Origin of the sequence: Frisingicoccus sp. (genome assembly GCF_048388605.1) — a bacterium.
GTDB lineage: Bacteria > Bacillota > Clostridia > Lachnospirales > Lachnospiraceae > Frisingicoccus.
In genome coordinates, this window is record NZ_DBGCTU010000036.1 from 33,632 (window position 1) to 55,853 (window position 22,222).

13 protein-coding genes are annotated in these 22,222 nt (G+C 44.7%); all 13 read left to right on the plus strand.

What is annotated here, in order from left to right; genetic code table 11:
* Nucleotide 1 precedes the first annotated feature (1 nt).
* The 13 genes from ACMN7X_RS09420 (at nucleotide 2) to ACMN7X_RS09480 (ending at nucleotide 22,207) form a co-directional block, all read left to right on the plus strand.
* The gene (locus ACMN7X_RS09420; protein ID WP_418747210.1) at nucleotides 2-4,393 is read left to right on the plus strand and encodes a PolC-type DNA polymerase III; all 4,392 of its coding nucleotides are present in this window, start codon (nucleotides 2-4) and stop codon (nucleotides 4,391-4,393) included.
* 145 nt (nucleotides 4,394-4,538) lie between these two features.
* Nucleotides 4,539-4,871 (plus strand): WXG100 family type VII secretion target, encoded by a 333-nt coding sequence (locus tag ACMN7X_RS09425; protein WP_418747211.1) that lies wholly within the window; start codon nucleotides 4,539-4,541, stop codon nucleotides 4,869-4,871.
* A 20-nt stretch (nucleotides 4,872-4,891) separates the two neighbouring features.
* Nucleotides 4,892-5,608: a hypothetical protein gene (locus tag ACMN7X_RS09430; RefSeq protein WP_418747212.1), complete on the plus strand. Its 717-nt coding sequence runs from the start codon at nucleotides 4,892-4,894 to the stop codon at nucleotides 5,606-5,608.
* Entirely contained in the window at nucleotides 5,605-6,861 is a 1,257-nt protein-coding gene (locus ACMN7X_RS09435; protein ID WP_418747213.1) for an Mbeg1-like protein, read from the plus strand. The genes ACMN7X_RS09430 and ACMN7X_RS09435 overlap by 4 nt, the downstream gene beginning before the upstream one ends.
* 193 nt (nucleotides 6,862-7,054) lie before the next feature.
* Nucleotides 7,055-8,548 carry a trypsin-like peptidase domain-containing protein gene (locus ACMN7X_RS09440; protein ID WP_418747214.1) on the plus strand — a complete coding sequence of 498 codons (1,494 nt, stop codon included), beginning with the start codon at nucleotides 7,055-7,057 and terminating at the stop codon, nucleotides 8,546-8,548.
* 23 nt (nucleotides 8,549-8,571) lie between these two features.
* Nucleotides 8,572-9,354, plus strand: a complete 783-nt coding sequence (locus tag ACMN7X_RS09445; protein ID WP_418747215.1) for a PP2C family protein-serine/threonine phosphatase — start codon at nucleotides 8,572-8,574, stop codon at nucleotides 9,352-9,354.
* A 10-nt stretch (nucleotides 9,355-9,364) separates the two neighbouring features.
* On the plus strand, nucleotides 9,365-11,074 hold the full coding sequence (locus ACMN7X_RS09450) for a serine/threonine-protein kinase (RefSeq protein ID WP_418747216.1): 1,710 nt from the start codon (nucleotides 9,365-9,367) through the stop codon (nucleotides 11,072-11,074).
* Nucleotides 11,074-11,607, plus strand: coding sequence for a hypothetical protein (locus tag ACMN7X_RS09455; RefSeq protein ID WP_418747217.1), 534 nt, complete (start codon nucleotides 11,074-11,076; stop codon nucleotides 11,605-11,607). Before ACMN7X_RS09450 ends, ACMN7X_RS09455 begins: the two co-directional genes overlap by 1 nt.
* 46 nt (nucleotides 11,608-11,653) lie before the next feature.
* The gene (locus ACMN7X_RS09460; protein WP_418747218.1) at nucleotides 11,654-17,905 is read left to right on the plus strand and encodes an Ig-like domain-containing protein; all 6,252 of its coding nucleotides are present in this window, start codon (nucleotides 11,654-11,656) and stop codon (nucleotides 17,903-17,905) included.
* Nucleotides 17,906-18,015: 110 nt separating this feature from the next.
* On the plus strand, nucleotides 18,016-19,929 hold the full coding sequence (locus tag ACMN7X_RS09465) for a protein kinase domain-containing protein (protein ID WP_418747219.1): 1,914 nt from the start codon (nucleotides 18,016-18,018) through the stop codon (nucleotides 19,927-19,929).
* A 2-nt stretch (nucleotides 19,930-19,931) separates the two neighbouring features.
* Nucleotides 19,932-20,066 (plus strand): hypothetical protein, encoded by a 135-nt coding sequence (locus ACMN7X_RS09470; protein WP_418747220.1) that lies wholly within the window; start codon nucleotides 19,932-19,934, stop codon nucleotides 20,064-20,066.
* A gap of 17 nt (nucleotides 20,067-20,083) precedes the next feature.
* The gene (locus ACMN7X_RS09475; protein WP_418747221.1) at nucleotides 20,084-21,676 is read left to right on the plus strand and encodes a carboxypeptidase regulatory-like domain-containing protein; all 1,593 of its coding nucleotides are present in this window, start codon (nucleotides 20,084-20,086) and stop codon (nucleotides 21,674-21,676) included.
* Between the two features lie 21 nt (nucleotides 21,677-21,697).
* Nucleotides 21,698-22,207 carry an FHA domain-containing protein gene (locus ACMN7X_RS09480; RefSeq protein WP_418747222.1) on the plus strand — a complete coding sequence of 170 codons (510 nt, stop codon included), beginning with the start codon at nucleotides 21,698-21,700 and terminating at the stop codon, nucleotides 22,205-22,207.
* Nucleotides 22,208-22,222 lie beyond the last annotated feature (15 nt).

The following is a 22,222-nucleotide window of genomic DNA, read 5'->3' on the forward strand; positions in this document are numbered from 1 at the left end:
CATGGCGGCTTCTTTTTTTGAAGTATTTCCTGTTTTAAAACTGAATAAGGGAATGGCGGATATACTGGAAGAGGCTGTTGTTGAAAAGGTGACGGCCAGTCAGGCAAAAAACCGGATTTGCGTTTATCTGTGCAGTCCGAGACTGATGTTCTACAGTGATATGCGAAAGCTGGAGGAGCAGATCCGGCGGCAGCTTTTTGAAAATACCGATGTTCATGTGGACATTATCGACAGGTATGAGCTGTCGGAGCAGTATACGCCGGAGCGGCTGATGTCGATTTATTTTGACAGCTTTGAGGCAGAGCTGAAAGATTCCAGCGATCTGGAGGCCAACATTTTCCATAAAGCCAAAAAGGAATTTATCGATGCTCAGAGAATGGTCCTCACTGTCGAAGATAATTTTATTACGGCCTCCAAAATAGAGAGTATTCGGGACAAGCTGTTAAAAATCTTTCAGGACAGATTTGGCTATTACGTGGATATTTCGGTAGAATATGTCCGTGAGAGAAAGAGTCGGCAGGCCGAATATGCGGAGGAGACCTTCCAGCGGGAGGTTGATACGATCGTTAAAAATTATGCGGAAGCCGAGGCGGCCGTGAAGCAGAAGGAAGAAAAGCTGGCCGAACAGCAGAAACCGGCCAGAGACTTTAAAAAAGAGAATACCTTTGTTAAGAAAAAGATTGTCGACCCGGATATATTTTATGGACGGCCCTTTGAGGGGGATGAAACGCCGATTTCGGAAATTAATGATGAGATCGGAGAGGTGGTCGTCCGGGGCAAGGTCATTCAGCTTGAGACAAGAGAGATCCGAAATGAGAAAACGATCGTCATTTTTGCTGTGACGGATTTTACGGACAGCATTTCGGCGAAGGTATTCACAAAAAATGAATATCTGCCTCAGGTGCTTTCTAATCTGAAAGTAGGCGCCTTTGTTCGCATGAAGGCCATGGCGGTGATGGATAAATATGACCATGGCATTGCTTTAAATTCGGTTATGGGTATTAAAACGATACCGGATTTTACCGAAAAGCGGATGGATCTGAGCCCGGTGAAGCGGGTTGAGCTTCATGCCCATACGACTATGAGTGACATGGACAGTGTGGCGGATTGTAAAACTATGCTCAAGACAGCCATGGCCTGGGGGCACAAGGCGATGGCGATAACGGATCACGGCGTGGTTCAGGCGTTTACGGATGCTAATCACTGTGTAGAAGGGACGGATTTCAAGCCGATTTACGGCGTGGAAGGCTATCTGGTGGATGATTTGAAGCCGATTGTCTTTGATTCAAAAAATCAGAGTCTGGACAGTAAATTTGTTGTTTTTGATATTGAGACAACGGGATTTTCAGCGGTAAATGACCGCATTATCGAGATCGGCGCGGTGAAGGTAGAGCATGGCGAGATCGTGGACCGCTACAGCACCTTTGTCAATCCGGAGCGGCCGATTCCTTTTGAAATTGAAAAATTAACGGGAATTCATGACGGCATGGTGGTGGATGCCGCCGTCATTGATGATATATTGCCTGAATTTCTGGCTTTCTCCGAGGACTGTATTATGGTGGCCCATAATGCGGAATTCGATATGAGCTTTATTAAAGAAAACTGTCGGAGAATGAACATACACCGGGAGTTTACCGTGGTGGATACGCTGGCGATGGCCCGGAGCATGCTGCCGAATCTGAAAAATTATAAACTGGATACGGTGGTGGAGGCGGTCGGCGGAACGCTGGAAAATCATCACCGGGCTGTGGAGGATGCGGAGTCCACGGCAGATATTTTTGTGAAATTTGTTGCCCGGCTGAAGGGCATGGGCGTGACGGATCTGGATACCTTAAATGGAATGAGCCAGATGTCGGTCAACGCCATAAAAAAATTAAAAACTTATCATATTATTATATTGGCCCAGAATGATATCGGGCGGATCAATCTGTACCGGCTGGTGTCCTGGTCCCATCTGGATTATTATGCGAGACGGCCGAGGATCCCGAAAAGTGTGCTGGCAAAATACAGGGAAGGACTGATCATCGGTTCCGCCTGCGAGGCGGGAGAATTGTATCAGGCAGTGCTGAATGACCGTCCGGCGGATGAGATTGCCCGGATCGTCAACTTTTATGATTATCTGGAAATTCAGCCGATCGGAAATAACCTTTTTATGATAGACAGTGAAAAGATTCCTCAGATTCAGTCGAAAGAGGATTTGATGGAGATGAACCGGAAAATTGTCCGCCTCGGCGAACAGTTTCATAAGCCGGTCTGCGCCACCTGCGATGTGCATTTTATCAATCCGGAGGATGAAGTTTACCGCCGGATCATCATGGCGGGAAAAGGATTTGAGGATGCGGACAGGCAGCCGCCGATCTTCTTCCGGACAACGGAAGAGATGATGGAAGAATTCATGTATCTCGGTGCGGAGAAGGCGGAGGAGGTTGTGATCACCAACACGAATTACATAGCGGATCAGATTGAACGCATTTCTCCGGTGCGCCCCGACAAATGTCCGCCGGTGATCGAGGATTCGGATAAAACGCTGCGAACCATTTGCTATGATAAGGCTCACGCCCTTTATGGGGAAAATCTGCCGGAAATCGTTGTGGAACGGCTGGAGCGGGAATTAAATTCCATTATCGGCAACGGGTTTGCGGTAATGTATATTATTGCCCAGAAGCTGGTGTGGAAGTCGGTGGCCGATGGTTATCTGGTCGGATCAAGGGGTTCGGTTGGATCATCTTTTGCGGCGTTTACGGCCGGAATTACGGAGGTAAATTCCCTGCCGGCCCATTATCTCTGCCCGAACTGCAAGTATGTGGATTTTGATTCGGATTATGTAAAAAGTTTTTCGGGCCGTTCCGGCTGCGATATGGAAGATAAAATATGCCCGGTCTGCGGTACGCCTCTTTCCAAAGAGGGGCATGACATTCCCTTTGAAACCTTCCTTGGATTTAAGGGAAATAAGGAGCCGGATATTGATTTGAATTTCTCCGGCGAGTATCAGAGTAAGGCCCATGATTATACGGAGGTTATCTTTGGGAAGGGTCAGACCTTCCGGGCGGGAACGATTGGTACACTGGCGGAAAAGACGGCTTATGGTTATGCCAGAGGCTATTTTGAGGATCATCAGATTGAAAAGCGGAGCTGTGAGCTGACCCGGCTGGCTTCCGGCTGCGTTGGAGTGCGGCGGACAACGGGGCAGCATCCGGGCGGGATCATCGTTGTGCCTTTGGGGGAGGAAATCTATTCCTTTACGCCGGTGCAGCATCCGGCCAATGATCAGACAACCCGTATTATTACGACCCATTTCGATTATCACTCCATTGATCACAACCTGCTGAAGCTGGATATTCTCGGACATGATGATCCGACGATGATTCGTATGCTGCAGGATATTACCGGGGTGGATCCCACAACCATCCGGTTGGATGACCAGGAAGTATTATCCCTGTTCCATGGGCTGGATGCGTTACATATAAAACCGGAGGATATCGGGGGGACGGATCTGGGCTCCCTCGGAATTCCCGAATTTGGTACAGAGTTCGTTATGCAGATGCTCCGGGATACAAAGCCGAAGGCCTTTTCCGATTTGGTGCGTATTTCCGGTTTGTCCCATGGGACGGATGTGTGGCTGAACAATGCCCAAACTCTGATAAAAGAGGGCAAGGCGGAAATTTCCACAGCCATCTGCACTCGTGATGATATTATGATCTATCTGATCAATAAGGGCGTTGAATCGGAGCTGTCCTTTAAAATCATGGAGAGTGTTCGAAAGGGCAAGGGGCTCACGCCGGAATTTGAGGCGGTGATGAAGGAGCATGATGTGCCGGACTGGTATATCTGGTCCTGCAAGAAGATTAAATATATGTTCCCGAAAGCCCATGCGGTGGCTTATGTTATGATGGGATTCCGTATTGCATGGTTTAAGATTCATTATCCGCTGGCCTATTATGCGGCCTTCTTCACGATTCGCGCCACGGCCTTTGATTATGAGCTGATGTGCCGGGGCAAGGAAGAACTGGACAAGAATCTGAAACTTTATAAAGCCAATCCGAATCTGACAGCCAAGGAAAAGGATACGGTGCGCGATATGAAGATCGTCCAGGAATTTTATGCCCGGGGATTTAGCTTCCTTCCGGTGGATCTATACGAGTCGGAAGCGATAAAATTTACCATTAAAGGAGATAAGCTGCTGCCGCCGTTTTCATCCATTGACGGCATGGGCGGTATTGCGGCGGAGGCATTGGCCCTGGCCGCCAAAGATGGTCCTTTTATATCCAAGGATGATATTGCCCAGCGGGCCAAGGTCAGCCGGAGTACGCTGGATGTGATGGGCGAACTGGGGCTGCTCGGCGATCTGCCGGAGAGCAATCAGCTTTCCATTTTTGATTTAAAAATTGGATAGGGAAAAAGAAAATAAACAGGATATAGAACAAAAAATGTGCTATTCGTCAGAAAAACAGGTTGTTAAGCGGACAAAGAGCACATTTTTTTTATTGTGTGATACTGTAAGTTTACAAATGATATTTTCCGGTTGGTGGATAACATGGATGGGAGGAACAAAATGCAATATGAAATCGTTGTCAGAAATTAATATGGATTTTAATCAGGCAATTCAGAAAGCCGAGGAGCTGGAACAGATTGCAGATGGTATGAAAGGGTTAGCAAAGAATGAGTTTGATTCAGCACTTCAAAATATCTCTGTATCGTGGAAAAGTGATACAGCAAATGATTTCATGAGTAAAGGAGTCAGGCTGAGAGAGAAGATTAACAGAAGTGCCGGTGAGTTAAACAGCATAGCAAGAACGATAAGAATATCCGCGCGGATTTTATATAATGCTGAAATGGCGGCATATTGTTTGGCTCAAACAAGAATTTTTTGATACATGGAGAAAATAGGTTTATGAGAAATATAGTGACAGGAGTGATCATTATGGCTGCGATAGCGACATTTAACGGGTGTGGAATGAATCCAAAAGAGTATAAGGAGCAGGCTGCCGGGCTGTTGAATGAAAAATATAATGAGGATTTTATAATTGATAAATATCTGGGCCAGGAACATATGAATGATTACTATGAGGTTCAGGCTTATTCGGAAAACCATCCGGAGGTTTTATTTGAGGCGAAGGTATTGAAGGACGGCTCCGGCATAACGGATGAATATGTGGCATCCAGGGTGTGCTATACCATTGAGCAGAAGATTCAGGCCAATATTGAACCGCTTCCGGGATATATGCAGGTCGATGTTCATGCGGTAAGCAACAGTATTGATTCTTCAGATGCAGATATGACACCAAAGCAATTTATAGAGATGAAAACAAAAAATAAATTTGTTGTCTATATTTATTATTGTCCTCAAGAGTCGGATGTGGAGGGAGTATATTCTGTTATTTCAAAAGCGATGCAGGGGATGGATTTTTTGAGTGGGCGAATGCGCTTTTATATTGTAGAGGAGGAGGTGCTTATTCAGATTCAGGATTATCTGGAAGAATATGCGAATCTTTATTATGATTATGAAAAACTGTTGGAGGGTTCAATTTGCATTGAGATCCCCTTTGAGAATGAAGTGGTTGCTATGACAAAAGAAGAATTTGAGAAAAAGGCAGGTGGAAAACTATGAGCTGCTCAGATGATCAGATGATTATTGCATCCCAAATTGCATATTATGATTTTGATATAAATGCTGTAAATGCAGGAACTTATACAATAAAAGAACTTCTGGAGATGGAACTTGAATCAGGTCATCCATCGGATTCAGAGAAGGCACAGAGAATTTTAGATTTGATTCATGCAAGCCCCCGGACAGAGGAATGTGGAAACTGGGTCATCCGCAGTGTGCGTAATGATCAGCATGGGAGCGGTATGTACGCCTGCCTGCTTGATATGGGCGACGGGCAGGCGATGGTGGCTTTCAGGGGCAGTGAATCGGATACATTGGAAAACGTTGTAAAAGATTGGATCGTATCGGATGTAGGCCTTTTAAACAGTGTATTGACACCGCAGCAAATAGCGGCTGAAAAATACATACAGGATATTTATCAACAGTATGGTGATGAATTCAACAGTTTTAATTTGACGGGACATTCTTTAGGTGGCAATCTGGCGGAACATGCGACGATTATGGCACCGGATGGAATGAAAGAAAAAATAAATCGTTGTGTCAATCTGGATGGGCCGGGATATTCAAATATATATCTGGAAACCCATGCGGATAATATAGAAAAATCCAAACATTTAATTCATCATTTTCAGTGGAGCTGGTGCGGTTCTCTTATGAATCCGATACCAGGCGGCGACTATCGGACGGTATACGCAAATATACCGGAAGATGGAGGTATTATAAAGAAATATCTATGGAAGCATGATACAAAAAATGTGACTGTATTCGATAAAGATGGAAATATTCTCCCTGATCGCAGAGATATATTTACCAATATGATCAGCCGGTTCAGCCAGTCTCTGGATATGTCATTGTTTTCAATGTTTTCTTTAATGGTACCCGGGATGATGAATTCATTGGATAGATTGAGAGATAATTTTGAATCCTTATGGAGACAATGGGAGGATTATAGAAATTCCTGGAACATGGATTCTCAATTTGAAGTTTCATGGAGCCGAGTCGGACTTGAAATGGAAGCAATAGAGACGATTTCCACTAAATTGCAGGCCTATGGAGAGGCTGTAGCTAATGTTCAAAAGGAATTACCGTTTCGTTCGGCGATTACAGGATATGTTAAATATCGTTTGTGGAATGAGGCAGTCAAAATTCAAAATTATTCTGATAAAGTCAGGAAATATGCAGAGGCGGGAGAGAACTGCGCCAGACAATATCAGATGAGCGAAGGTCAGATTGCTGCTAATTATGGAGCCTGAATTAAATGAGCGACGGCAGTATATAAATGTATTGAAAATATTAACAAAATAATACAGAATTTCGACAAAATAATACAAATATGCTTTTTTACAAAAAAAGCCTGACCACAAAAATTGACACATATTGTCGGATTGTGTCGTCAGGATTTAAGATAAGTTATAAATTTAATTAATTATAGGAGGAATTATTGTTATGAAAAACATAATGAGAAAAACCAAAAAATTCTTGGCGTTTTTTGCGGCTATGTGCATGGTTTTCATGTTGACTTTGCCGGTTATGGCTGAAGAAACCGATTTGACGGCAACAGAAGATCCAAGAGAAAGTATCATGATGATGACACTTGGCTATGAGGATGATAACGGGGTATATACTCCTTATAAAGCAGGTACATGTTTTCTGATCAATGATGAATATGTATTGACCAATAAACATGTAGTGACATTTACTTCGGCTGAATTTGAGCAGTTTAAAACAGATATGGGACTTCCAAATCTTCAGCCAAATGACAGCCATCTGAAACTCTATCTCTATGTAAACCGCGATATGAAGGTTGGCGCAAAAATGCACGAGAGTGTCAACAGTGATGACATGGATTTCGCAGCAGTTAAGCTGAATGAAAAAATTTATGACAGAAAGCCGATCGCCCTGGGCGACAGTGATTTGATTGAAACGAAAGATACCGTATATGCCGTAGGTTTTCCGGCAGATTCCATGAGCACAAAAGACTATAATACAAAAGATGACGTATCTATTGTTGAAGGCAGTGTTTCTAAAATTACTGTAACAGGCAGTATTGATGTTATTGAACATACAGCAGCATTGACATCCGGAAATTCCGGCGGGCCACTTTTGGATGCAAATGATTGTGTTGTCGGCGTTAATACCTTCGTGGCAGGACAGAAAAATTATTCGATTCAGATCAACTATATTAAAAAAGGTCTGGATACATTCGGTATCGTTTATATCGACGGAAGTGAAGGCATCACATCTGAAACAGAGGATGAACCTGAAACCATAGCAGAGACAGAGGCAGAAACGGTTCCTGCTACAACTGCACCGGTTGCTACAGCAGCGCCTGAGACAGAGTATACACCGATTGAGGAGCCATCTTCCTCTCCGAATATGATTATGATCGTGGGTATTGCCGCAGCGGTGATCATTGTCATTATTATTATCATTGTTCTTGTAACATCAGGAAAGAAGAAAAACAACAATCTTCCGCCGGTACATCCGACCGGAGGTTATCCTCCGCAGGGCGGTTCGGCAGCCCGGAATTCAGTGCCTCCGACACCGACTCCAACGCCGCAGCCTCAGGTTCCGGAGGGCGCCGGAGAGACAACTCTGCTTGATGCAGGCGCCGGGGAGACGACATTGTTAAGTAATGCGGGTGCAGGCAGCGCTTATCTGATCCGCAAGAAAAACGGAGAAAAGATTGCCATTAATGTTCAGAATTTCAAAATTGGCAAAGAGAGAAGAAGAGTAAATTATTGTGTATCCGATAATACTTCAGTCAGCCGTGTGCATTGTGAGATTGTGAAAAAAGGTTCTGACTACTATGTAGTAGACCAGGGGGCAACAAACTTTACATTTGTCAATGGCATCCAGTTGGCGGCTCATCAGGAAACCTTATTGACAGATGCTTCTGTTCTCAAGCTTGCTGATGAAGAATTTGAATTCCATGTATAATTGATGATTGACTGGAGACAGATATGAGCTTTTTGAGTATTGCACACACAGATGTGGGAATAAAAAAACGTACAAATCAGGATTCTGTCTTAATTAAAGAAGCTTCAACAGACTACGGGCGGGTACTGCTCGCCGTAGTCTGCGACGGTATGGGTGGCCTTGCGAAAGGCGAGGTTGCCAGTGCTGCTTTAGCCCGGGCATTTTCGGAATGGTTTGAAAATGAATTTCCTTATGTTCTTTATGAGGATTCAAAAGAGGGAAATATTGATTTTGATGCTCTTCAATTGAGCTGGAACCGTCTGATTGATTCGACAAACAGGGCGATAGAGGCTTATGGAGAGGGCTTTCATGCGCCATGCGGGACAACGCTGGCAGCGCTTCTTCTTATGAATAACCATTATTATGTGGTGAATGTAGGTGACTCCAGAGTGTATCGTTTGAATGAAAATTTTTATCAGATTACGAAAGATCAGACATTTGTACAGAGAGAGATTGATGAAGGAAGAATGACAGAGGAGGAAGCCAGAAATCATCCTCAGAGAAATGTTCTTCTGCAATGTGTCGGCGCAAGTAATATGATCGTTCCTGATTTTTTTGAAGGGACTTATAATTCCGGGGATTTGTTCATGAGCTGTTCCGATGGATTCCGGCATTTGATCACGGATGAAGAATTTATGAAAATCATTCAGCCGATGCAGATCAAAGATGAACAGTCAATGAAAAATGCTGCAATTTATTGTACAGAATTGAATAAGCAGCGAAAGGAAAATGATAATATTTCAGTTTTGTTAATTAAAACGATTTGAGGGATTGCAGATGCTGGAAATAGGTTCCATTATTGATGGAAAGTATAAAATATTAAACAAAGTCGGACAAGGCGGAATGAGTGTTGTTTATCTTGCGATGAATGAACGGGCCAATAAGCAATGGGCCATTAAAGAAATCCGTAAAGATGGTGTGTCCAATTATGAAGTTGTCAGGCAGAACCTGATTGCGGAAACGGATATTCTGAAAAAACTCAGCCATCCGCATCTTCCGAGTATTATTGATGTGATTGACTGTGAGGATACATTTCTCATTGTCATGGATTATATCGAGGGTAATCCATTGAGTTCCGCATTAAAAAATGAGGGTGCTCAACCTCAGGAAAAGGTTGTGGAATGGGCAAAACAGATTTGCGATGTGCTCGGCTATCTCCATTCCCGGAAACCTCCGATCATATACCGGGATATGAAGCCGTCGAACGTCATGCTGAAGCCGGATGGCAATATTATGATCATCGACTTCGGTACGGCCAGAGAGTATAAGTCTTCCAGCCTGGAGGATACGACATGTCTCGGAACACAGGGCTATGCGGCTCCGGAACAGTTTGGAGGGCATGGGCAAACGGATGCAAGGACAGATATATACTGTCTGGGGGCGACCTTATATCATTTGCTCACGGGGCACAATCCATGTCTGCCGCCCTATGAGATGTATCCTATCCGGTACTGGAATCCGAGACTTTCATCCGGCCTGGAGGAGATTATTCTTAAGTGTACGCAGAAGAATCCGGATGATCGTTATCAGTCCTGTGCTGAATTAATGTATGCTTTAGAGCACTATGATGAATTGGATCATGAGTATAAAAAGGTGCAGAACCGGAAATGGAAGACATTTCTTGCCACATCCATTCTTGCCGTCGCAGCCTTTGCATCGGCGATCGGGTTTAAAGTGGCTGAGACCTCTGCGAGTAAGAACAGTTATGAACAGTACATAAAAAACGCGGTGTCAGCAACCACAAAAGAGGACAGGATTGAGAATTACAGAAAAGCCATTTATCTGGAACCGTCCCAATCCACTGCTTATGTCGAATTGCTAAACCGGGCATTTTTGGAGGATGATAATTTTTCTCAGGATGAAGCGGCTCAAATGATAGGTATTCTTGGATATAAAGGTCAGGGAAGCCGCACCAATGAAAGTTACCTCGAATCGAATGATCTGGCCTATGAGGATTTTGCCTTTCAGATGGGTCTGGCTTATTACTATTATTATGAAGGAAAAGGCAATCCTTCCATGTCTCAGGCCTGGTTTGAGGTTGCCTCCAACAGCAAAAAACTGGAGGGCGCCAAGGTTGAACGTTCAAAACGGCTGGGAAGAATTGCCGGTTATTATGCCAGTCTGAACAGCAGCAACAAGGCCGGAGACAGCACGACAACTTATATGGACTATTGGAATGATCTAACGGAACTGGTCAGCGGCAATCTGGTGGAAATGGATAATGCCAAGACGGCTCTGATCATGTATAAAGAGATGGTCTATCAGATTGGCCAGAATTCGTTGAAATTTAAAAGTTCCGGAGTGAGCAAGGCCAGTATGACGGAGGAGTTGGACATGGTTGCTTCCAGGTTGACGACGGATATTATACCTGAAAATGAGAATAATCCGGAAGAAATCCGGGGACTCAAAGAAGAAATACAGGAAAATATTGAATGGGCCGAAACCCAGGTTGATATTGCCTTTTCAACGTCAGGGGGTGGAGAGTGATGCAGGAAGTAGAAAATTTAATAGAAATTTATCATACCGCATCTTTCATAAGCCTCATATTAGGCATCCTTCTTCTGGCTTTATCGGTTCTTCTGTTTTTTAAATTTGATATTTTAAAAATATTTGATATGAAGACCGGCCGCGGCGCGAGAAGAACCATTCAGCGGATGGAGGAAATGAATGCGCTGACGGGAAAACTTCGGGAAGAACCGTCAACCGGGTATACGGAATCACCGGTGAATACTGCGGACAGGATAACCTATCCGGTGACTGCACCTAATCCGAAAATTCATGATGAAGTTATGACAGCGGGAGAAGAGAATACGGCGGCGTTAAATACGGGGCAGGGCTCCGAGGACACAACGCTTTTGTATGAAAGCCCGGAAACGACAATTTTGTATGAAGAGCCGGGGACGACGGTTCTTTCAGAAAAAGAAAGTCCTCCGGAAAACGGTCAGCCGGAAGAAGCGGGCCCGGGAATCTTCCGGATAGAAAAAGAAATCCTGTTGATCCATACTCAGGAAAGGATTTAAGACATTTTCAGATAAAAGCAGAGATAAAAAGAAAAGGAATGAGAACATGAAAATCAAAAGAAGAAGCTGGAAAGAAAGAATATTGGCTTTCACTCTGGCACTGATGCTGGTTCTCTCAGGCGTCATACCGGATAGTATACTGGTATCCAACGCAGCGGAAACGGGAACCGGCGAAACGGATGCGCCGGGGAGCGGAGAGAGCGAACCGAATGCGCCGATACCGGCGACCGTATCGGTGACATTCAGCGTGCAGAATGAAAGCGGAGCTCCAATCTCGGATGCGACAATCATTGTTACCGATGAGAATGGACAGGGACTGACACCAACAGGTAATGCCTATACGGTAGAAAGCGGAAAAACTTACAATTATTCCGTATCAAAAGCCGGTTATGAAACAGTGGCAGCTGGTTTCACAGCCAGTGCCCCAATGTCACCAATTACTGTAATTTTGTCGCTGCGTCAAATTGAACTCAGTGAAGCGTCGGTTGGAGATTTCCATCCGGGAGATAAAAAGATGGTCAGCATTGCAAATGAGGATCCAAATCTCACATATACCTGGACAATAAGTGATTCAAGTGTTGCAGAGATTAGCCAGGCTTCGGGGGCCAGTGTTGAGGTTACCGCACAAGCTGAGGGAACGGCGACGCTGACGGTGACATGCAGTAATGGGGTAAGTAAAGAGATACCTGTTACTGTGAGTAAAATAAATACGGCGATATCCCTTACGGCAAATCCGGCAGGAAGCGCCGGAGATGCGGTATCCCAGGTAGAACTGGCGGTGACCGGCCTGCCGGATGATGCGACAGGAAGTTTGGAGTTTTATGTGAATGGTATCGGACAGCATATCATCGCTGATATTACAACGGGAAAGGCATGGACCTATGCATCTGCCGACATCATCGGCAATATGACATTTAAGGCTGTGTATGTGGGAGATGCACGTTATAACGGCAGCGCTTCCACAGAGGTGGCCGCGTCCTATAAACGCAATCAGCCATTGGAGATTAATGATGCGGATTACCATAATAGCGGAGAGAAAAGAATCATCCGCGAGGATGTGGATAACGCAGAAAAGAAGTTTCAGGTGCCTTTAAAGTCTGATAGCACAGGAAGAACGCTTACTTATAGAAGCAGCAATGAAACGGTAGCCACAGTTTCAAATACGGGTGAGATTCAGATTCTGGCACCGGGAAAAACAACGATTACAGTTGTGGCGGCAGAAAATGACAAATATACAAGGGATCAGATTGACTATGTATTGATCGTGCAGAAGGTTATTGATTTTAGCAAGAATCCGGTTGATGTTACATGGGAAGAGTTCAGCAAAATTTATGATGGCGAGAAAGAAGTGAGTCTGACCGGAAATCTTCCTCAGGTAGAAGGCGGGCCTTCCGGAGTAAAGACAGTTTTTAAAGCCTTAGTGGATGCCCCTGAAGCATCTGCACAGAAGAAAGATGCCAAAATCAGCGGTACGGCGCCGCTCAGCTTTACCAGTGATGATGCGAATTTCACAGAAGAGGATTTAAGAGAACTTTATGTTTTGGAAAACTGTGATCAGTATTCGGTAGCCGGCAAAGTGACTATTGATTATCGGAATGTCTATGTAGACTATATAAAAACGAAGAATGCAGAGCTGGTTTATGGACAGGATCTTTCTGATGCTGTATCGAAATTGAATATCGATGAGTATATGACTATACGGTCGGCTTCCGGCAACGGCGATGACGGTCTTATTCCTGCGGATCAGGGGTTTAAGCCGAGTAGCTTTAATCAGATACTCTATGGTTCGGAACAGCTGCATATGGTTTTGGATACTTCAGTGCCGGAGAAACAGGCGGAATGTACAATCTATGAAAATGTTCTTAAGACAAATATCCCGGCGGCAGGCCTGATCGCAGGCAGTTACAGAGTAATGGATGGCGGGGTATATGGAAATCTGACGGTAAAACCGGAAGAGTTGTCCCTCGAAGAGATTCTTAGCCGTATCAGTATAAATAATACAATATCCGGAATAAAACAGGATGGGGAAAAGATTTATGTGCGCGGTGATAATACGGATGCCTTGAATAATTCGGGTCATGCCAGCGCCAGTCTCAGCGCCCAGATTATCGGGGATGCGGCGGGTTACTACAACTCCGTTAAGTTTAAGTACAGCGATGGCGCCGGGGAGTATACGGTTGATCTGACAGCAGGCTATGTGTTCGGCGGAGCCTCCAGAGCAATCACAGGGCAGATTTATCTGGAAAGCCCGAAGGGTGTTACCAACGTTATCGATTCTGCGAGAAATCTGACAATCTATGTCGACAGCGACAGCCCGAAAGTAACTTTCGGCAATTGGAAGGAAAGCAACCGTATATTGGATGATTTCGCTTCCACGATCACTTTCGGACACTATCAGAGTAAGAGCGATTATACGCTGGAGGGCGTGGAAAAAGAAGATCTTCCGGCTGAAAATGGAAGCGGGGCAACGATCGGCTCGGAAGAAGCCGCATGGTCCTACTATATTTTGCGGCGTTCGCCGGATGAAAACGGCAATTATGCTGAAATAACGGCGCAGGATGTCAAGGATGCGGTTTCAGATACCGGATGGACGGCGATAAATGAAGATGGCCCGGCCAATATTCCGGTTGTCGTATCTGCATCGGGAAATCTGGATGATATTGCAGATTACTATGTTGTCCTCGTTAAAGTTGTTGACGAGGTGGGCAACGCCGCTGTTTATGCGTCCAACGGCCTTGTTGTCGATGTTGTGGAACCGTCGGTTGAGATTACGGATGGGGACGGCAACAGCTTTGTTGACGGATTTATCTATCAGACGGAAGAGGTTCCGTATAACGTAGTTATTACGGATTATGCGGCTGCGGGAATTGCAGCTTCCGGTATTGAAAAATATACACTCAGAATTACCAGCAACGGAAAAGGCCCTGCTCCTGAGGAGACATATATCGCGGCTGTGGATAAAACCTATACGATCGAGCAGCTTCAAAACCAGCTGGTAACAACGATAAAAAATGCGGTCAATTCTGCAGAAAACAACAGTAATGATGTGAATATTCAGGTTGTCGCATATGACCAGTCGGGAATTAAAAGAGAAGTTAATCAGCCGTTAATGATCGATCTGACAAATCCGGAGATTAATGTATCCTTTAATAATAACGATGTGAGAAACGGAAAGTACTTTAATGCGGACCGTGTGATGACCATTGAGTTTACTGAAAGAAATTTTGACAGAGAAAAAGTAACCTTTGACGTGCAGGCTTCCGCCGATCTTTCAAAAGCGGCAATTGATAAAGACATTAAAGTCAGCGGACTTGCCCAGTATGGAATCAAGGCCGAATGGGTGTCCGACAGCCAGGATGGTGTGGACATTAAAAACTATACAGACGGCCGTGTCAATACGCTGCGTCTGACCTTCAGTGCAGATAACGAGTACTATATTGTGCCTCACTGCGTGGATAATGCAGGCAGAAAAAATAACGGCGTCAATTATGCGAAGGGTTCCCAGGCTGCGGATACCTTTGTCATTGATAAGACAGCGCCGGAAATTCAGGTCAATTATATAAGCGATAAAGAGATTTCTGCCGATGTCAACCAACGTACATATACGCAGCAGAATGTGACAGCCCTTGTAAAGATCACGGAAAAGAATTTCTATGAGGAAAAGAATTTTGTGGAAAATCAGATGGCTGTCAATGTGACAGGTACGGAAGCGCCGGAAGGCATTGAGGATTATCAGACTCTGGCGAATACGGGCTGGTCACAGCAGGTGAATGAGTACAGCCATAGCTTTGAATTTGCAAAGGATGCAAATTATAGCTTTGGATTGACTTATACGGATCTGGCCGGCAATGAGGCAACCTACGCGCCGCATTACTTTACAGTGGATGATACGGCGCCGACGGGCAATATCGCGGTCGGAGAGAAGAAATGGGATGCCTTCTGGAATAAAGTGACCTTTGGCATTTTTGAGAAGGATACAGTAAAAGCAGAACTGTCCAGCGAAGATGTGACAGCGGGTGTCAAATCCATGCAGTATTATGTGTTCACACCGGATGTGGAAAGCAGGGGCGAGTTTGAAGCACTCACCATAGAGGACTTAAAGCATGTTTCGTGGACAGACGGCAGTTCCGTTTCCATCAGTCCGAACAGCCAGGGACTTGTTTATATGAAGGTTGTGGATAAGGCCGATAATGTGACCTATATTAACGCTAAAGAGGGCATTATAGCTGATAATAGGAAGCCGACCGGCCCGCAGATCACGATCACGGTCGCCGATCCGCCACAGGGAATTTATAACGGGGATGTGCCTTTTAATATTTCAGTGACAGAGACAGAAGAGGGCGGCACCTATTCCGGATTGGCCGATGTGCAGTATGCAATAATAAGCAACGGCGTTACAACACAGCAACGCAGTTATGCACCGGAATTGTCAGATAGAACGGCACGAATCTGGTCATTTAGCCGTGATGTGGTTGTTGACGCTGAACAGAATAATACCAATGATGTTCAGATTGTGGTGAAGGCGAAGGATAATGCCGGTAATTGGAGCGAGGCGACAAAGGATTTGAAGATTGATACCACAAAGCCAAAGGTATCGATTGAGTATGATCTGAATTCTCCGTCCAACGGGAAATATTATAATCAGGTGAGGACGGCGACAGTGACAGTCCTGGAGCGTAATTTCGATCCGAATCAGGTGGACTTTACGATCACAAACACGGATGGAACCATGCCGACGATCAGCGGATGGACGGTGGATTCCTCAGGAGCAACGGATGATGCAGTCAATACCTGTACAGTAACATTTGCAGCGGACGGCGATTATACGATCACAATGAATTGTACGGACCGTGCGGGCAACCGTTCGGAATATACAAGGGTTGATGAGTTTACCATAGACAGAACAGTACCGGTGATCAATGTCTCCTTCGACAATAACAGTTCGCGCAACGGCACCTATTACAGTGCGCCACGGACAGCGACAATATCAGTGAATGAACATAACTTTAATGGTTCTGAGCTTCAGGCTGCCATTGTGGCAACGCTACAGTCCCAGGGAATCAGCGTGCCGGGCGTCAACGGCTGGTCCACCAGCGGAGATATTCACACGGCGACAATTTATTTCGGCGCGGACGGTGATTATTCATTCACGCTGGATTATACAGATTTGGCGGGCAACGCGGCCCAGACTTACGTGCAAAGCCAGTTTACGGTGGATCAGACAAAACCGGTGGTTGAAATCTTTGATATTATCCATAAATCGGCCAATAACGGCGTGGTTGCCCCGGGCGTGCGGTACAGCGATGTCAATGCAGATATTGACGGCGTATCCATTACTATTCACGGTTCAAAACACAGTACAGTGAATGTGGATGGTGAGCGGACGTCAATCCCTAACGGACAGAGCATTAAAATGGCAGATTTTGAACATGTCCAGTCCGTCGATGATGTTTATACGCTGACAGCCACTGTGACAGATATGGCCGGAAATATTGAAGAACAGTCCGTCACATTCTCAGTCAACCGTTTTGGTTCTACCTATGTGTTTGGAGAAAACACTGAAGCCTTTGTTGAAAGATATTATAACAATAAAGAGCAGGATGTTGTTGTCACAGAAATCAACGTGGATACCCTTGTTGAGGGAGAAGTATCCTATGGCCGCGACGGTAATCTTGTCAAATTGGAAAAAGGCACGGATTACACAGTGAAAGAGAGCGGCACCGAGGTATCCTGGAAGAGTTATGAGTATACAATTAAAGCGGATAATTTTGAAGAAGAAGGTCATTATGATCTGACGCTGGCTTCGGAAGACCGGGCAACAAACATCATGAACAATAAGGTCAAAGAGCTGAATGTGGAATTTGTTATCGATAAAACAGCGCCGACGGTCGTTATTACAGGAGTTGAGGACGGCGGTCAGTATCGGGCAAACCAGAGAGATATTTCCATCGCAGTTTCAGATAATGTGGAAATAGGTACGCTGGATATTTATGTTGATGGTGAGCGCCAGACAGCTGAACCTGTAAGTGCAGAACAGATCAGGGAAAATAAAGGGCAGGTACCATTTAGCATCGGAGCATCGAACAACTGGCAGAATGTGAAAGCTGTGGCTGTGGATGCCGCCGGAAATCGGGCGGAAACGCCGGAAGCTAATGTGCTTGTAACATCGAATATTTTCTATCAGATCATTCGTAATACGCCGGTATTGATTGGATTAATTATCCTGCTGATTTTGGCGGCTGCTATTGTTTACTATTTCCTGATTCTTGGAAAGAGAAGAAAAAAAGAAGAAAAGTGATGCATAATCAGTAGCAAAATGATCAGGCTGCCTAAAGCGTGAATTTAGGCAGCCTTTTTAAATAGGGAGATTCTGGGAGAAATACATTTGACAGAGAAATGAGGAAAGACATGTTGCAAAATGGAGACATTTTGGATGGTGTATATCAGATTATCCGGGAGATTGGCCGGGGCGGCACAGGGATTATCTATTTGGCGGAGCATTTACGCCTGCGGAAATATGTTGTTGTGAAAAAAATAAAGGATAATTTTGTTGGGCAGGTAAAGGGACGGATCGAGGTTGACATTTTGAAACGTCTTCACCACTCTTACTTACCTCAGGTATATGATTTCCTTGTTTTAAACGGCAGCGTTTATACAGTGATGGAATATGTCGAAGGACATGATCTGCAATACTTCATTGATCAGGGACAGTGGTTTGACGAGACAATACTTCACAAATGGCTGCTTCAGCTATGTGAGGTGCTTATGTATCTTCACGGTCAGCATCCGATGATTTTGCACAGTGATATAAAACCGTCGAATATAATGGTTACGCCACAGGGAAATGTATGTCTGATTGATTTTAATATTTCTCTTGACGGGGAGAATTCTAAGGATATTCAGGGCATCAGCGCCAATTATGCGGCTCCGGAACAGTATGAAAAGGTTCAGAGCGTGCTCTATGGCCGGGAAAGTAAAATTAAATTGGACGGACGGATGGATATTTACAGTTTGGGGGCAACATTTTATGCCTTGATGACCCGATATCTTCCTCCGGCTCCGGGAGAGCCGCTTTATGATATCGCTTATATGGAGGTCCCATACAGTGAAGGGTTGAAAGCGGTAGTGTCAAAGGCGATGAAACAAAATCCTTCTGCTCGATTTCATACGGCAGAGCATATGCGGCGTGCGCTTCAGGATGTCAGCCGGATGGATCCGATTTATAAAAGGTATAGCCGTATTCAGATCGGAGCCGTTTTTATATGGTTGTTTTGTATGATTGTCGGAAGTCTGATGATTTATTATGGAAGCTGGCAGAAGGAAATCGAGGATTATCAGTCAGCTTACCGTGCATTGTATGTAGCTGCTCAAAGCCAGGATGAAACTCAGATAGTGGTCAATGCAACATCGATATTAAACTCTTTTAAATACAGAAATTATTTAAAAAAACATGCAGACAGCGAAGCGGAAATATTACATATTCTCGGAGACAGCTATTTTCGGCAGGAAAAATATGAGGATGCTGCGATGTATTACGATAAGGCATTCCGGCTGCTTCCGAGGGAAGGCGGCTACTGTAAGGACTATGTCGTTGCTTTGGTGAGGGCCGGAGAGAAGGAAGAGGCCGGCCGGGTAATGGCTTCCGCAGAAGGACTGGAGAACCTTTCGGAATTTGAACAGCAGTTGATTCAGGCGGAGATTGACTGGCTCAACGGCAGTAGGGATGCGGCTCTTGCTAAATTAAAAAGCATGCTTTCAGGAACACCGGACAGCGGAAATAACGATACTTTTGTCAATGGTTATCTGTTGGAAGCGGAAATCTATGGAACTGAGGCACAATATGGCGAGGCGGTAAAGGCGCTTGAGGCGGCGTCAAAACTGTCTGATTCGCGGGATATTTTAAGGCAAATGGGACAGATGGCGGCTCAGGCAGCATCTGTCAGTAAAAAACAGGAGAATCAGACTGTTTATTTGACAAAGGCGCTTCAATGTTATGAATCATTGAATCAGATGGCAGAACCAACTTATGAAGATAAGATGAATCTGGCTTTAACGCGGCGAGGATTGAAAGATTATCAGGGAAGTATTGATGTCCTGAAAGCAATGTCAGTCAGTTATCCGGGGGATTATGTCATCGGCATGTGGATGTGTTACAACTATTTGGGTATTGCTGAAGAAAAAGAAGATTATTCGGCCGTAGCGGATGAGCTGAAATTTCGTTTTGAGGATTGTAAGACTTCCTATATGTCTTCAGGAAAAACAGATTCAGATATGGAAACATTGATACAGCTTATGAGAGAAGTGGAGGCATTGGAGAGATAGATATGACCGGAACAGGATATATCATTATCGGTATAGTAGTTTTGACTATTTCAACAGTTGGTTTTATAGGGTTGGAAAAGTTGCTTCAGATAAAAAAGAAACGTATCAGAGAAGGGGTATATCAGCTCTATGACTGAGGGAAGGAGAACGGAGTATGGAAAATCAAAAACGAACAAGGCTTATTGTGGGGCTTTTAGGGCTGCTGTTGGTTGTTATTATAGGCCTTGTAGCCTATGTATATGTGAGCAGCAATATGAAAGAAGAAAGTTACAGAGAGGCTGTTGAAAGTGCAGATAAGTATATTGCTGAACATAATTATGAAGATGCGATCATCTCATTGAGGAGAGCGATTTCCATAAAACCTGAGGAGGAAACCCTTTACTTGAAATTGGCGGATGCCTATATCAATGTTGGCGATGAGGCTTCGGCCCAGTTGGCGTTGAATGATGGTATCCGGATTACGGGTTCAACCCAATTAAAAGACATGCTTGCCAGGTTACAGGGCGCTTCTCAAATGGTGGAAATCGGGGGTGCGGATAAAAAGAAAGAGGAACAACCGGCAGATATTGCGAATGCTTCACCGAATATCGGTTGGGACGCATCGTTTATACAGAAACTGGGTTTTTATACATTTGAAGATTTTAGCAGAGATTTCGGTTCAGTGGTCAGTGCGGAGGTAGACAGTGATGGATTTCTGGAAATACGTCACAATGGATTGGATGCGGTTTTCTATTACCGGAATACAGATACAAATGATGAAATCGTTGACATTACCCGCAAAATACCATATTCAACCGGTATGCCGGAAAAAGTGGTTCTTGGAGATATGAGTCTGTTGTTCCGCAATTTTGAGGGTGCTGTCAGCCTGAATCGCCTTCAGATGCTGATGGGCGAGCGGGTAACGCCAAAGACAATGGAGGGACAGACCTATATTCAGAAAGAATTAGATTATATTCTTGTCAAACTTGGGACAGATGCGGACGGGAATGTTGTATCTTCTGAGGGCTGGAATGAAATTGAACTTTTAAATGCAAATAAAGCGGCAAATAAGGATGGCCAGCTTGCGGGCATTGTTCTGGATGCCGTTACCGGCAATGGGGTCAATGGTGCGGAGGTCCATTTTGTGCCGACAACAGATGGAGAAGATAAAACAGTGACAACAAATGCGGATGGAAGCTTCTTTGTTCAGCTCAAGGCAGACGTCTATGAGATTGTCATTAAAGCCAGCGGCTATGTGGAAGAAACCTTTGCATTTGATATTGAAGAGGGTCATTCTTACAGCGGTGAGCAGTTTATAATTTCTCCTGAACTGGCAACGGGAAGTGCCAGAATTGTCCTTGAGTGGAATGCAGAGCCGACGGATCTGGATTCCTATCTGGAAGGCACGACGGATGGCGGAGATACAATATATACGAATTTTACACATAAAAAAGCGTCCGTTAACGGAAAAGATATTGCCGAACTGGATTTGGATGATACAAACGGTTATGGGCCGGAGACGACAACAATTTATGATTTAAACGGTGTCTATGAATTCAGTGTGGCAGATTTCCTTAGAACCGGGACAATGAGTCAGCATGGAGCGACCGTAAAAGTATATCTGCCTGGAAAACCGGTGGAAACAATTACTTTAAACGCATCATCCGGAGTACGGGATATATGGAATGTGTGTGTTATTGATCATGGCGAATTAAGAATTTTGAACTCGGCTCCGGCTACGGATGAGTTTGAGGGAGAAAATAAATAGGAACAGGAAGGTTAGTTGCATATGTGGATCGGATTGGTTTTCATCATTGTACTGTTTGCTGCGGGAGTTGCAATTTTTATTTATCGAAGCAGCCGAATGTCAGAAATTCAAAAATATTATGACGCGGCGAGTATGATGATTAAAGAGACCTGTCTGAATAATGCCATCAGAAATCAGATGGTTTCCAATATGGGCGGCTGGAAAATTATGATTTATCTGAAATGGAAGACCCGGGAAAAGCAGGGATTTGTTTTTGACCCGGATGCGGGGGTACGGATTGGACGCATTCCGGGGGAAAATGAGATATGCATACGTGAAAATAACGTTTCCGGGCGCCATTGCAGAATTTTAATGTACAATGGACAGCTTCTTCTCCAGGATTTGAATTCGACGAATGGAACATGGATAAAGCGCGGTTTTCGCAAAAAGCGGGTTGTCGGAGCGGAGCCGCTGCTGTCCGGAGACAGGATTTTGATCGGCAGTATAAAGATGACAGTGACCGTATTTTCGTTTGATATGACTTATATTTAAAGGAGGACAGCAGGA